We start from the raw sequence: 12,937 nt of genomic DNA, 5'->3' as shown, positions 1-12,937 counted from the left end.
ATAGCTTCTAATAAACCTTAGAAACTTTGTAACTTTGCATTTTAGAATTGAAAAAATATGCGAATAGATATTATTACGATATTACCTGAGTTATTGCGAAGTCCGTTTGAGGCATCGATTATGAAACGTGCTATTGATAAAGGATTGGTGGAAGTTCATTTTCACAATTTGAGAGATTATACGACCAACAAGCAAAAATCGGTTGACGATTATCCGTTTGGTGGTGGCGCTGGAATGGTGATGACAGTTCAACCCATTGACGATTGTATTTCGCATTTAAAGAGTGAACGTGAGTATGATGAAGTAATTTATATGACGCCTGATGGTGAAACTTTGAATCAGAAAATGGCAAATTCAATGTCGATGTATGAAAACATCATCATTCTTTGCGGTCATTATAAAGGTGTTGACCAGCGTGTTCGTGATCATTTTATTACAAAGGAAATTTCTATTGGCGATTACGTACTTTCTGGCGGTGAGCTTGGTGCTTTGGTTTTATCCGATGCTTTGATACGATTGATTCCAGGAGTTTTGAGCGATGAGACTTCGGCGTTGACAGATAGTTTTCAGGACAATTTACTTTCGGGACCAATTTATACTCGTCCGGCAGATTATAAAGGTTGGAAAGTTCCTGAAGTTTTGACCAGCGGACATTTTGCCAAAATTGATAAATGGCGTGAAGATATGGCATATGAGCATACTAAAAATCGTCGTCCAGATTTATTAGAAGAATAAATAAGCATGGAAAAACCTATTGTTACTGCTTTGTTGGCTTACGGAATGTCGGGAAAAGTTTTTCATGCGCCGTTTTTTGAAACACATGAAGGGTTTTAATCTATATGCTGTTTTAGAACGCAATGAGAAGAAAGCACATTTGGATTATCCAACTATAAAAAGTTACTCGAATATTTCGGAATTATTATCTGATGAAACAATTGAATTAATTGTTGTAAACACTCCAAATAATACGCATTTTGACTATGCAAAAAAGGTTTTAGACGCTGGAAAGCATGTACTTATAGAAAAACCAGCTACTACAACTCCAGAAGAATTTACTGAATTATTAGAATTAGCTAAACAATTAAACCGCAAAGTTTTTGTATATCATAATCGTCGTTGGAGCAGCGATATTATGGCGACCAAAGAAATTATTAATTCTGGAAAACTTGGTGAAATAATAGAAGTTCATTTGCGATTTGATAGATATCGTGCCGCAATTGGAGCAAAAGATTTTAAAGAAAAACCGTTGCCAAGTAGTGGTATTTGGTATGATTTGGGTTCGCATTTAATAGACCAAGCGATTTCTATATTTGGAAAACCTTTGAAACATTACAGTTATAAAAACAGTTATCGTGAAAACTCACAAGTAGATGATTTTGCTTTTATGCATATTGAATTTGAAAATAAAATTAATGTTTTCATTACCACGAGTATGCTTGTTGCTGATGCCCAACCCGGAATTATAGTTCACGGAACAAAAGGTAGTTTTGTAAAAGAATTTTGTGACGAACAAGAAAATCAATTAATAGAAGGATTACTTCCTATAGCTGAAAATTTTGGAATTGAAAAGCCTAATAAAGAAGGAAAACTTACTTATTACAACCATAAAAATGAATTGATAACCAAAATTATTCCGTCGATGAAAGGGAATTTTAATGGTTTGTTCGAAGAATTGTATCAAGATATTAGAAATGACCAACCATTTTCAGTTGATAATCAACAAATTATAGAGCAATTAAAACTTTTGATTTGATATAAAAAAACTGTCATTATTAATTGTAAATTATTAAATATTAATTACATTTGCACCCACATTTGACTAACCTCTGGCGAAAACCGTGAATGTTGCTCAAGTTTTAAACCATAATAGCATTAAAAATGGCAAATTTAGTAGATTTCGTTAATAACGAATTATCAACAAAAAAAGATTTCCCTGCGTTTGGAGCTGGTGATACAATCACAGTTTACTACGAAATTAAAGAGGGTGAAAAAACAAGAACTCAGTTTTTTAAAGGAGTTGTTATTCAAAGAAAAGGTTCAGGATTAACTGAAACTTTCACAATTCGTAAAATGTCTGGAGCAGTTGGTGTAGAGCGTATCTTCCCAGTAAACATGCCAGCTTTACAAAAAGTTGAAGTAAACCAAAGAGGTAAAGTTAGAAGAGCTCGTATCTACTACTTTAGAGAACTTACTGGTAAGAAAGCAAAAATCAAAGAAAGAAGATACAAAAACTAATTCTTTTTTTAAAGTTAATACTAAAAATCCTTTTGATAAAACAAAAGGATTTTTTTTATGCAAAAAAGTTAGCTTCAAATTATCAAATTCATAATTTAAATTCGTTTAAATCACAAATCAATAATTCAATCGATTTCGTAGCAAATCATTATCTATATTATCTCATTTTCATATCTTTGCTATCCGCGAAATTATTTTTTATAAACTTAAACTACAACAAGCGAGAACATCGTTTGATATAAAATTAACAAACAACAAAAATGTCAAAGTCTAAAATTATCTACACTATTACTGATGAGGCGCCAATGTTAGCCACATTTTCATTACTACCAATTATTAAATCATTTGCAGCAATCGCCAATATTGACGTTGAAAACAGAGATATCTCACTTGCAGGAAGAATTATCGCAAACTTCCCAGAATATCTAAAAGAAGAACAAAAACTTGGTGATGCCTTGTCGGAGCTTGGTGCATTAGCTAATACACCAGAGGCAAACATTATTAAATTACCAAACATTTCGGCATCAGTTCCACAATTGAAAGAAGCTATTGCCGAATTACAAGCTAAAGGTTATGCACTTCCAGATTTTCCAGAAGACGCACAAACTGAAGAGGAAAAAGTGGTGAAATCTAAATATGCTAAAGTTTTAGGTTCTGCTGTAAACCCAGTTTTACGTGAAGGAAACTCTGATAGAAGAGCTCCAAAAGCGGTTAAAAATTATGCAAGAAAACATCCGCATTCAATGGGTGCATGGTCATCAGATTCTAAAACTCATGTATCGAGTATGGAAAGTGGCGATTTTTACGGAAGCGAAACATCGGTAACTGTAAAAGAAGCTACCGATGTTAAAATAGAATTTGTTGACAATAACGGAACAACAACAATTTTAAAAGCAAGTACACCTTTAAAAGCAGGAGAAATCATTGATAGTTCGGCTTTAAGTCTTTCAAAATTTAAAGAATTTATTGCAAAAGAAATTGCTGATGCTAAAGCAAAAGGCGTTTTATTTTCAATTCATATGAAAGCAACGATGATGAAAGTTTCTGATCCAATTATTTTTGGTGCAGCGGTTGATGTTTTCTACAAAGATGTTTTTAAAAAATATGCTACCCTATTTTCTGAATTAGGAATAGATACTAAAAATGGTTTGGGTGATGTTTATGCAAAAATTGCAGGAAGACCAGAACAAGCCGAAGTTGAAGCTGCTATCAATGCAGTTTATGAAACTAGTCCAGCGATTGCAATGGTAAATTCTGAAAAAGGAATTACCAATTTGCACGTTCCATCTGATGTAATTATTGATGCATCAATTCCGGCGATGATAAGAACTTCTGGTCAAATGTGGAATAAGGAAGGAAAAGGTCAAGACACTAAAATTATTGTTCCAGACAGATGCTATGAAGGACTTTACACTGCAACAATTGATTTCTGTAAAAAACATGGTGCATTTAATCCGGTAACTATGGGAAGTGTTCCAAATGTTGGATTGATGGCTCAAAAAGCTGAAGAATATGGTTCTCATGATAAAACGTTCCAATTAAATGCCGATGGAATTGTAAAAGTTACCGACGCAAACGGAACCGTTTTAATGGAACAAAAAGTAGAAGCTGGAGATATTTTTAGAATGTGTCAAACGAAAGATGCTCCGATTCAAGATTGGGTAAAACTTGCTGTAAATAGAGCAAGATTATCAAATACGCCAGCGGTATTTTGGTTGGATGAAAATCGTGCACACGACAGACAATTGATTGAAAAAGTGACTACTTATTTAAAAGATTTTGATACAGCAGGTTTAGATATCAGAATTTTAAATCCGGTTGCAGCAACTAACTTTACTTTAGAAAGAATTATTGCAGGTTTAGATACCATATCGGTAACTGGAAACGTACTTCGTGATTATTTAACCGATTTATTTCCGATATTAGAAGTGGGAACATCGGCTAAAATGTTATCAATCGTTCCTTTAATGAATGGTGGCGGATTGTTTGAAACTGGTGCTGGTGGATCGGCTCCAAAACACATCGAGCAATTTATTGAAGAAGGTTATCTACGTTGGGATTCGTTAGGAGAATTTTTAGCACTTGGAGTTTCATTGGAACATTTAGGTCAAGTTTTTGATAATAAAAAAGCATTAGTTTTATCGGAAACATTGGATGCCGCTACCGAAAAATTCTTAGACACAGATAAATCTCCTTCAAGAAAAATTGGAAGTATTGACAACAGAGGTTCACATTTTTACCTAACTTTATATTGGGCACAAGCTTTGGCTGCACAAACAACAGATTTAGAATTGAAAGCTACATTCGAACCAATTGCAAAACAATTGACTGAAAATGAAGATAAAATCAATTCAGAGTTGATTGGTGCGCAAGGAAAACCTCAAGAAATTGGTGGTTACTACAAACCAAATCAAGAGTTAATGTTTAAAGCTATGCGACCAAGTACAACATTCAATTCAATTTTAGATCAATTAAATTAATTTAAGATTTACAGATAAAAAAAGCCTTATCATTAATTTGATAAGGCTTTTTAAATAGTTCTATTTTAAAGAGTTTATTCCTCTTTTTCTTCAACAGTATCCTGATCTTTATCTTTGTCCGATTCCGATAAACCTTTGGCTTTTATAATTCGGACAACAGCTTTATAACCTTGATTTAATCCCCAATTTTGGTTGGTTACAATTTTATCATTTCCATCATAAAATACAAATTGCCCTGTATTTGGAAAAAATTCACCTGTATTTAAAGCTTGCAAATGAATGATATTTAATCCGTCTTTCAAATTCAAAGTATACCTTTGGAAACCCGATTTTAAGTCAATACTCTTAACTACAATTTCACCATTTACCCAAATTCGGACATTATCTCCATCAATAGCGCCATAATCACGACAGGCAGTTGTAATTTGAGAAGTATAAACCACAAACTCACCAAGAAACATATCGCTATTCATAATCTCTTGGGTGATTCCTTCCCTTTTCATTTGATTTTGAAGCTGTTGCGTGTAAAACTCAGATGATTGTTTTATTGTTGGATCATCTGTTTCCATTATACTTCGCTCCTCTTTCTTAGGTAATAAAGTGAAATTTTTTGAAAGTTTTTCTTCTTTTTCTATAGTAGATTCATACTTTATTTCGGCTGGAGTAGTTTTAGTATCTAATTTTTTTAAAGGCGCTTCTTTTTGTTTTACAGGTGCAAATTTGATTCCCTTTTTGGAATTTTCAAACTGAGAAAATCCTTTCAAAGAAAATAATAATACCGTTAAAAAAAATAGTGGTTTCATAATCATTTTAAAATCAAAGCGTAAAAGTATCTAAAAACATCATAAATTCTAATTATAGTTAACCATACATTAACATTTGTTGTGTAACTAATTAAAAATATAATAGTCAAATTTGTAAAACTAAATCAAAGAGTATGCCTTTAAACAAACTTATTGTCGCTTTTCTTCTTTTTTTCGCTACAACTGTACTTTTCGCTCAAGAAAAATTCACCATTAGTGGAACAGTTTCTGATACAAAAAATAACGAAACACTTATTGGAGTAAACGTAATTGTCAAAGGAACATCAGTATTTGCAATAACCAATGAATACGGATTTTATTCGATAACATTGCCAAAAGGCGACTACGAACTAAGCGTTAGTTATGTGAGTTATGAAACTATTGATGAAAAAATCTCATTGACTCAAAATATAAAGAAAAACTTTGGATTATCGGAATCGGGTGAAGTTTTGGAAGAAGTAATTATTACCGAAAAAAATACTACCAACACCAAGAAAGCCGAAATGAGTGTCAATAAATTATCGATTGCTACCATAAAACAAATGCCAGTAGTTCTTGGTGAAGTTGATATTATAAAGTCAATTTTATTTCTTCCAGGCGTTACCAATGCTGGTGAAGGTCAATCGGGATTTAATGTTCGCGGTGGTGGAGCAGATCAAAATTTAATACTTTTAGACGAAGCAACGATTTATAATTCATCCCATCTTTTCGGATTTTTCTCTGTTTTTAATCCTGATGCTATAAAAGATTTAAAATTGTACAAAGGCGGAATTCCATCTCGATTTGGCGGACGTGCATCCTCGGTTTTAGATATTTATCAAAAAGACGGAAACAGTAAAAGTTTTCACATGAATGGTGGCATCGGATTAATCTCAAGCCGACTTTTAGCGGAAGGTCCAATTGTAAAAGATAAAGGTTCGTTCATTGTCGCCGGAAGAGGTTCTTATGCACATTTATTTTTGAAATTATCCAACAATGAAAATTCTGCTTATTTCTATGATTTGAATACAAAACTGAATTATAAAATCAACAAAAACAACAGTTTATATCTTTCTGGATATTTTGGTAGAGATGTTTTTAGTTTAAATGAAAGCTTTGTAAATACCTACGGAAACTCCACTTTAAACCTTCGATGGAATCACTTATTTTCTGATAAATTATTTTCAAATTTGTCAATGATTTATAGTGATTATTACTACGGATTAAACCTGGATTTTGTTGGATTCAATTGGGATTCTGGCATTAGAAACTATAATTTAAAATATGATTTCAAATATTATTTATCGGATAAAATCAAATTGAATTATGGTGCCAATGCCAATTATTACGAATTCAATCCGGGTACAATTGAACCTTCAAGAAGTGATTCTGGGATAAATTTTCGTCAACTAGAAAGAAAATATGCCATCGAACCAGCTTTTTATGTTGGTTTAGATCAAAAAGTAACTGATAAAATCAATATCGAATATGGTTTACGTTATAGCTTATTTTACAGATTAGGGAAATTTACACAAAATATTTATGCGAATAATCAACCTGTTACCTACAATACCGAATTTGAAATTTACGAAAAAGCTGACCCAATTGGAACTCAATATTTTGGTTCAAATAAAACTATAGCCGATTATAATAATTTTGAACCACGTTTTGCGATTGCTTATGAAATTAGCGACAATAAATCGGTAAAAGCAAGTTATAATAGAATGGTTCAATATTTACAATTGGTTTCTAATACTGCTTCGCCTACTCCATTAGACGTTTGGACACCAAGTGATAATTTCATAAAACCGCAAATTGCAGATCAAGTAGCTGTTGGTTATTTTGCAAATTTAAAAGACGACGCTTATTCGTTAGAAATCGAAAGCTTTTATAAAACCATTAAAAACCGAATGGATTATATTGATGGTGCCGATTTAATTGCCAATGAAGCCATCGAACAAGTGGTTTTAAATGGAAAAATGAGATCTTATGGTTTGGAAATTTTATTCAGAAAAAATACAGGTAAATTAAGCGGATGGATTGCTTATACTTTGTCACGATCGGAGCAAAAAACACCGGGTAGAACTCCAGAAGAATCCGGAATTAATAATGGTGATTGGTATCGATCTGCTTATGATAAAATGCATAATTTGGCAGTGACCAGTTCTTACAAACTGAATAAAAAATGGAATTTTGGTGCCAATTTCACTTTGCAAACAGGTCAACCAGTAACTTATCCTAATGGACAATATGAGTACCAAGGAATCACTGTTCCAAGTTATGGTTTACGTAATGAAAACAATTTGCCATTATACCATCACTTAGATATTTCTGCCACTTTAACACCAAAACAAAGCGAAACTAAAAAATGGAAAGGCGAATGGGTTTTTAGTATTTACAATTTATATGGTCGGAAAAATGCCGCTTCAATAAGTTTTAGACAAAATCAAGATTCAGGTGATAATGAAGCGCTTCGATTATCAATTTTCGGATTAGTTCCATCGGTTTCTTATAACTTTAAATTTTAATAATATGAAAAATATAATTCAATATTTAGCTTTAATCCTTTTTACAATTTCATTTTCAAGTTGTGAAGATGTTATTGATGTCGATTTAGATACAGCTGCTCCAAGATTAGTAATTGATGCTTCTATTAAATGGCAGAAAGGAACATCGGGCAATGAGCAAAAAATAAAACTTACAACAACTACCGATTATTTTAGTAATGTAATTCCACCTGTTTCTGGCGCAATTGTCTTTATTACAGATAGTTCAAATACTGTTTTTGATTTTATTGAAACGCCTTCAACTGGCGAATATATTTGTTCCAATTTTAACCCTGTTATAAATGAAACTTATGTATTAACCGTTCAAGTTGGTGGAAATACATACACTTCCACTCAAAAATTAATGGCAACTCCAGTAATTGAAAGTATCGAACAAACGGTTGTTGATGGATTTGAAGGAGAAGAAACTCAAGTAAAATTCTTTTTTCAAGATAACGGATTGGTAGATAATTTTTACCTTATAGGATTTAAAAATAGTATTAATACTTTTCCTGAATATGGGGTTGTAGAAGATGAATTTTTTCAAGGAAATGAAATGTTCGGGCTATATAGAAGTGCAGATTTTGAATCTGATGATGAATTATTTATGAGCTTACAAGGAGTTGATGAACGCTATTTTAACTACATGAATAAACTTATAACAATTGCTGGAAGTAGCGGCGGTAGCCCTTTTGCAACTCCGCCAGCAACTTTACGTGGAAATATTGTAAATCAAACAGATCAAGAAAACCATCCTCTAGGTTATTTTCATTTATCTGAAATTGACGGCATAAATTACACAATTGAATAAATAACAAACTTTTTATAACTATATTTGTTATTATTTTTTTATGAAACAAATAGTAGTAATTTTAATTTTCATCAGTAATTTAAGTTTTTCACAAAGTCCAGCTGGTGTTTGGTATTTTGGAAATGAGGCTGGAATAAACTTTAACTTAGGAACTAATCCAGTTGTACTACTTGATAGCAAAATGAAAACCTTTGAAGGTTGTGCAACACTATGCAATGATTTTGGAACGTTATTATTTTATACTGATGGTATAACTGTTTGGAATAGAAACCATGATGAAATGCCAAATGGTACTGGTTTATTTGGAGATTCATCTAGTACACAATCTGCAATTATTGTTCCTTTCCCTAATAGCACAACACTTTATTATATTTTTACTGTAGATGAACTTGCTAAACCTAATGGACTAAACTACAGTATTGTAGACATGAGTCTTGATAATGAATATGGTGATGTAATAACTAAAAATGTACCAATATTAACACCTACTTTAGAAAAGATTAATGTTGTTAAACATTCAAATGAAAATGATTATTGGCTCATATCACATAAATTTGGTAACAATCAATTTTATGCCTACAAAATAACTTCTACTGGATTAAATTCTCCAATAATATCTAGCGTTGGTGAAATTGTAAATGGAAGTAATCAAAACACTCTAGGTTATTTAAAATCATCGCCTGATGGAAAATTTATAGCATGTGCAAATTCAAAAGCAAACAATAGTAATCTTCAGCTTTTTAATTTTAATACAACAACAGGTGCTATCAGTTTGATAAGCACTACAAGTTTTGAAAACGACAATGTTGGAATTGGAATTTATGGAGTAGAATTTTCTAATGATAGTAATTTACTTTACGTAACAAATATTGATAATGAAAATACGAAATCACAATTATTTCAATTAAATATTGAAAGTCAAAATGAAACTATAATTAACAATTCACTACTGTTATTAGATGAATTCTATAGTGACAACGTTTTTAATGGAACTTTTGGAGCTCTTCAATTAGCGCCAAACAAAAAAATATATCTTGCTCGAAATAATGTCAATTATTTGGGTGTTATTAATAATCCAGACATATCTGGTTCTGGTTGCGCGTTTAATGCAAATGGTTTCTCACTTGGTTCCAAAAGTTGCTATTATGGCTTACCTGCATTTATAACTTCGTTATTTGATATTTCATACAGATATTCAAACATTTGTGAAGGAAGTACAACCCAATTCGAAATTCCAGAAATCAACAATATCGTTTCTGTTAACTGGAATTTCGGAGATCCTTTATCTGCTTCAAACACATCTTCACTTGAAAATCCTTCTCATTCATTTACATCTGCTGGTACGTATGCTGTGACTCTTACATTACAAACCACTTCATCAACTAAGACCTTCACTAGAAATGTTACAATAGTTGAAACACCAATTGCGAATCAACCTCAAGATTTAGTCTCTTGTGGAAATGATTCGTTTTCAAACTTTACACTTTCAAACAATACCTTAGAAATATTAGGAAGTCAATCGTCATTAAATTATGAAGTATCCTATTTTTCATCATATGATAATGCATTCAATAATGAAAATCAACTTCTCGATAGTTATACAAACATTTCAAATCCTCAAATAATTTATGCACGAATTCAACCTGTTAGCAGTGACCAATGTTTTGATATCACAAATTTTAATCTAGTTGTTAATAATAACCCAAACTTAAAGTCTGATGAATCCGCATTTTATTGTTTAAATAATTATCCCGATAGCATCACTTTGTCAGCTGGAAACCTAAATCCTTCAAATTCATTAAGTTATATTTGGTCAACAGGTGAAATTTCTGAATCAATAGAAGTAAATGCTGCTGGAATATATACAGTTACTGCAACAAATGTTAATGGATGTTCTTCAATTAGAACAATAACAATTACCAATTCTGAAACCGCAACAATAAACTATACAATTGAAGGAAATGTAGGTAATTATAGTCTAATCGTTGACACAACAGGTCTTGGAAATTACATTTATGCTTTAGACAATCAATTTGGAACATACCAATCAAGCAATGTTTTTCAAAATATTACTCCTGGACAACATATAATTTATGTTAAAGATACCAACGATTGTGGAATTGCATACACAACATTTTCAGTTATTGGATATCCTAATTTTTTTACGCCGAATGGAGATGGAACAAATGATAACTGGAATATAACTGGAAGTTTTCAAACTTTAAAAGATCTTAAAATTTTTGATCGCTTTGGTAAGCTATTGTACTATCACAAACCCTATTCTTCAGGTTGGGATGGAACTTATAATGGACTGCAAATGCCTGCTACTGATTATTGGTTCTCTGCAAAATTAATTGATGGTAGAGAATTTAAAGGTCATTTCAGTTTAAAAAGATAATAATGTCATCACATCACATTGTTCGCGACGATCAAGAACCTGCATTAATTATTGCAAATGGAGCTTCGTGTAGTTTTGATTTACTCGGACAACTTCTAGAATGGTCTCCAATCGTAGTTGTTTTAGACAATGCAATAGAACGCGTTTTGCAATTAGACATTAAAATTGATGTTTTACTAGGCGATTTTGATGGCGATTTTAATCCCGAAATTTATAAAGAAAAGCAGTTTCCGCTTGAAATTGTTCATACACCAAATCAAGACAAAACCGATTTAGAAAAAGCTTTTGATTATCTTATTGAAAAAGGTCATAAAGCGGTAAACGTGGTTTGGGCAACAGGAAAACGCGCCGATCACACCATTACAAATATTACAAATATTGTAAGTTATCGCAACAAACTCAAAATTGTACTACTTGACGACCATTCTACGATTTTTTTATTGCCCAATAAATTTGAAAAATGGTACACTAAAAACACTCCTATTTCATTAATTCCTATTGGAAAAGTTTCTGGAATTACTACTCAAAATCTATTTTATTCATTAAATAATGAAGAGCTTACAATAGGTTACAGAACTGGAAGTAGCAACCATGTAACAGAAGACGGAATTGTAAAAATCGAACATTCGCAAGGCGATTTAATTCTGATGGAATGTTTTGATTAAAACCTTTGCAGTCTTCATTGATTTTCATATATTTGATATAGAAATGACAAAATGAAGAACAAAATAAATTCCGAAAAAACTACATTACATCCAAGAAATCCTCACCGATTTAGATATAATTTTGAAAAATTAATTCCAAATTTTCCTGAGTTAGAACAATTTGTTTTTACTAATGAACACAATTCAGAAACAATTGATTTTGCAAATCCTGATGCCGTAAAAGCATTAAATAAAGCTATTTTAATATCAGATTATGACATTCAAAATTGGGATATTCCAACCAACTATTTATGTCCACCAATTCCTGGAAGAGCAGATTATATTCACTACATAGCCGATTTACTGGCCAAATCCAACAACGAAACTATTCCAGAAGGAGAAAATGTTGTAGGTTTAGACATCGGAATTGGTGCCAATTGTATATATCCCATAATTGGAAATGAAAGTTATCAATGGAGTTTCGTTGGAACCGATATTGATGAAAAAGCGATTCAGAATTGTAAAAAAATAATTTCAGAAAACCCAAAATTGATTGATGCTATCAGTTTACAGTTACAAGTTGAACCAAGATTTATTTTTAAAAATATCATTTTACCCGAAGATAAATTTGCTTTTACAATTTGTAATTCTCCATTTCATGCATCGCAAGACGAAGCTACAAAACAATCTTTAAGAAAAGTAAATAATCTAGAAGACAAAAAATCCATTAAACCATTATTAAATTTTAGCGGACACAATGCCGAACTTTGGTGCAGCGGTGGCGAAATCGGTTTTATTACTCAAATGATTTATGAAAGTGTAAAATATCCTTTACAGGTTTTTTGGTTCACTACTTTAGTTTCTAAAAAGGACAATCTAAAAAGTATTTATAAAACCTTAAATAAAGTTGGAGCCGTTGAAATAAAAACTATCGAAATGGCTCAAGGTCAAAAAACAAGCCGTTTTGTAGCTTGGACTTTTCTCAGCGAAAAGCAACAGAAAGAATGGAAGTTTAACATTGATTAGAAGACAATCTTTGTA

The 12,937-nt window shown here is 31.8% G+C and carries 10 protein-coding genes; 9 read left to right on the top strand and 1 reads right to left on the bottom strand.

All coding sequences use genetic code 11. The features are described from left to right. The first annotated feature begins 57 nt into the window (after positions 1-57). The 4 genes from trmD (at position 58) to LG45_RS07930 (ending at position 4,715) form a co-directional block, all read left to right on the top strand. Positions 58-735: a tRNA (guanosine(37)-N1)-methyltransferase TrmD gene (trmD, locus tag LG45_RS07945; protein WP_035125950.1), complete on the top strand. Its 678-nt coding sequence runs from the start codon at positions 58-60 to the stop codon at positions 733-735. Positions 736-820: 85 nt separating this feature from the next. Then, complete coding sequence (locus LG45_RS07940; protein WP_205620517.1) at positions 821-1,753, top strand: Gfo/Idh/MocA family oxidoreductase; 933 nt, start codon at positions 821-823, stop codon at positions 1,751-1,753. Positions 1,754-1,878: 125 nt separating this feature from the next. After that, positions 1,879-2,235: a 50S ribosomal protein L19 gene (gene rplS / locus LG45_RS07935; protein WP_035125948.1), complete on the top strand. Its 357-nt coding sequence runs from the start codon at positions 1,879-1,881 to the stop codon at positions 2,233-2,235. Positions 2,236-2,495: 260 nt separating this feature from the next. Further along, entirely contained in the window at positions 2,496-4,715 is a 2,220-nt protein-coding gene (locus LG45_RS07930; protein WP_035125946.1) for an NADP-dependent isocitrate dehydrogenase, read from the top strand. Positions 4,716-4,789: 74 nt separating this feature from the next. On the opposite strand, the gene LG45_RS16085 is transcribed toward LG45_RS07930, so the two are convergent. After that, positions 4,790-5,518, bottom strand: coding sequence for a hypothetical protein (locus LG45_RS16085; protein WP_052087527.1), 729 nt, complete (start codon positions 5,516-5,518; stop codon positions 4,790-4,792). 134 nt (positions 5,519-5,652) lie between these two features. Between LG45_RS16085 and LG45_RS07920 the strand changes: the two genes are divergently transcribed. Genes LG45_RS07920 through rlmF form a run of 5 tightly spaced genes read left to right on the top strand, consistent with a single transcriptional unit; the run spans position 5,653 to position 12,922 of the window. Next, positions 5,653-8,025: a TonB-dependent receptor gene (locus LG45_RS07920; protein WP_035125944.1), complete on the top strand. Its 2,373-nt coding sequence runs from the start codon at positions 5,653-5,655 to the stop codon at positions 8,023-8,025. 4 nt (positions 8,026-8,029) lie between these two features. Then, entirely contained in the window at positions 8,030-8,854 is an 825-nt protein-coding gene (locus LG45_RS07915; protein WP_035125943.1) for a DUF4249 domain-containing protein, read from the top strand. Between the two features lie 40 nt (positions 8,855-8,894). Further along, positions 8,895-11,252: a T9SS type B sorting domain-containing protein gene (locus LG45_RS16080; RefSeq protein WP_052087526.1), complete on the top strand. Its 2,358-nt coding sequence runs from the start codon at positions 8,895-8,897 to the stop codon at positions 11,250-11,252. Positions 11,253-11,254: 2 nt separating this feature from the next. Beyond that, on the top strand, positions 11,255-11,917 hold the full coding sequence (locus LG45_RS07905; protein ID WP_035125941.1) for a thiamine diphosphokinase: 663 nt from the start codon (positions 11,255-11,257) through the stop codon (positions 11,915-11,917). A gap of 51 nt (positions 11,918-11,968) precedes the next feature. Continuing rightward, positions 11,969-12,922, top strand: a complete 954-nt coding sequence (gene rlmF, locus LG45_RS07900; RefSeq protein ID WP_035125940.1) for a 23S rRNA (adenine(1618)-N(6))-methyltransferase RlmF — start codon at positions 11,969-11,971, stop codon at positions 12,920-12,922. Positions 12,923-12,937 lie beyond the last annotated feature (15 nt).

This window comes from Flavobacterium aquatile LMG 4008 = ATCC 11947, from assembly GCF_000757385.1.
Taxonomy (GTDB): domain Bacteria; phylum Bacteroidota; class Bacteroidia; order Flavobacteriales; family Flavobacteriaceae; genus Flavobacterium; species Flavobacterium aquatile.
The sequence above is the reverse complement of the archived record's forward strand: the minus strand, read 5'-3'. Positions and strand labels throughout refer to the sequence as shown.

What these genes read in the sequence shown, in the direction of transcription:
- trmD (WP_035125950.1), top strand. Translation starts at nt 58, where the DNA reads ATGCGAATAGATATTATTACGATATTACCTGAGTTATTGCGAAGTCCG.
- LG45_RS07940 (WP_205620517.1), top strand. Translation starts at nt 821, where the DNA reads ATGAAGGGTTTTAATCTATATGCTGTTTTAGAACGCAATGAGAAGAAA.
- rplS (WP_035125948.1), top strand. Translation starts at nt 1,879, where the DNA reads ATGGCAAATTTAGTAGATTTCGTTAATAACGAATTATCAACAAAAAAA.
- LG45_RS07930 (WP_035125946.1), top strand. Translation starts at nt 2,496, where the DNA reads ATGTCAAAGTCTAAAATTATCTACACTATTACTGATGAGGCGCCAATG.
- LG45_RS16085 (WP_052087527.1), bottom strand. Translation starts at nt 5,518, where the DNA reads ATGAAACCACTATTTTTTTTAACGGTATTATTATTTTCTTTGAAAGGA.
- LG45_RS07920 (WP_035125944.1), top strand. Translation starts at nt 5,653, where the DNA reads ATGCCTTTAAACAAACTTATTGTCGCTTTTCTTCTTTTTTTCGCTACA.
- LG45_RS07915 (WP_035125943.1), top strand. Translation starts at nt 8,030, where the DNA reads ATGAAAAATATAATTCAATATTTAGCTTTAATCCTTTTTACAATTTCA.
- LG45_RS16080 (WP_052087526.1), top strand. Translation starts at nt 8,895, where the DNA reads ATGAAACAAATAGTAGTAATTTTAATTTTCATCAGTAATTTAAGTTTT.
- LG45_RS07905 (WP_035125941.1), top strand. Translation starts at nt 11,255, where the DNA reads ATGTCATCACATCACATTGTTCGCGACGATCAAGAACCTGCATTAATT.
- rlmF (WP_035125940.1), top strand. Translation starts at nt 11,969, where the DNA reads ATGAAGAACAAAATAAATTCCGAAAAAACTACATTACATCCAAGAAAT.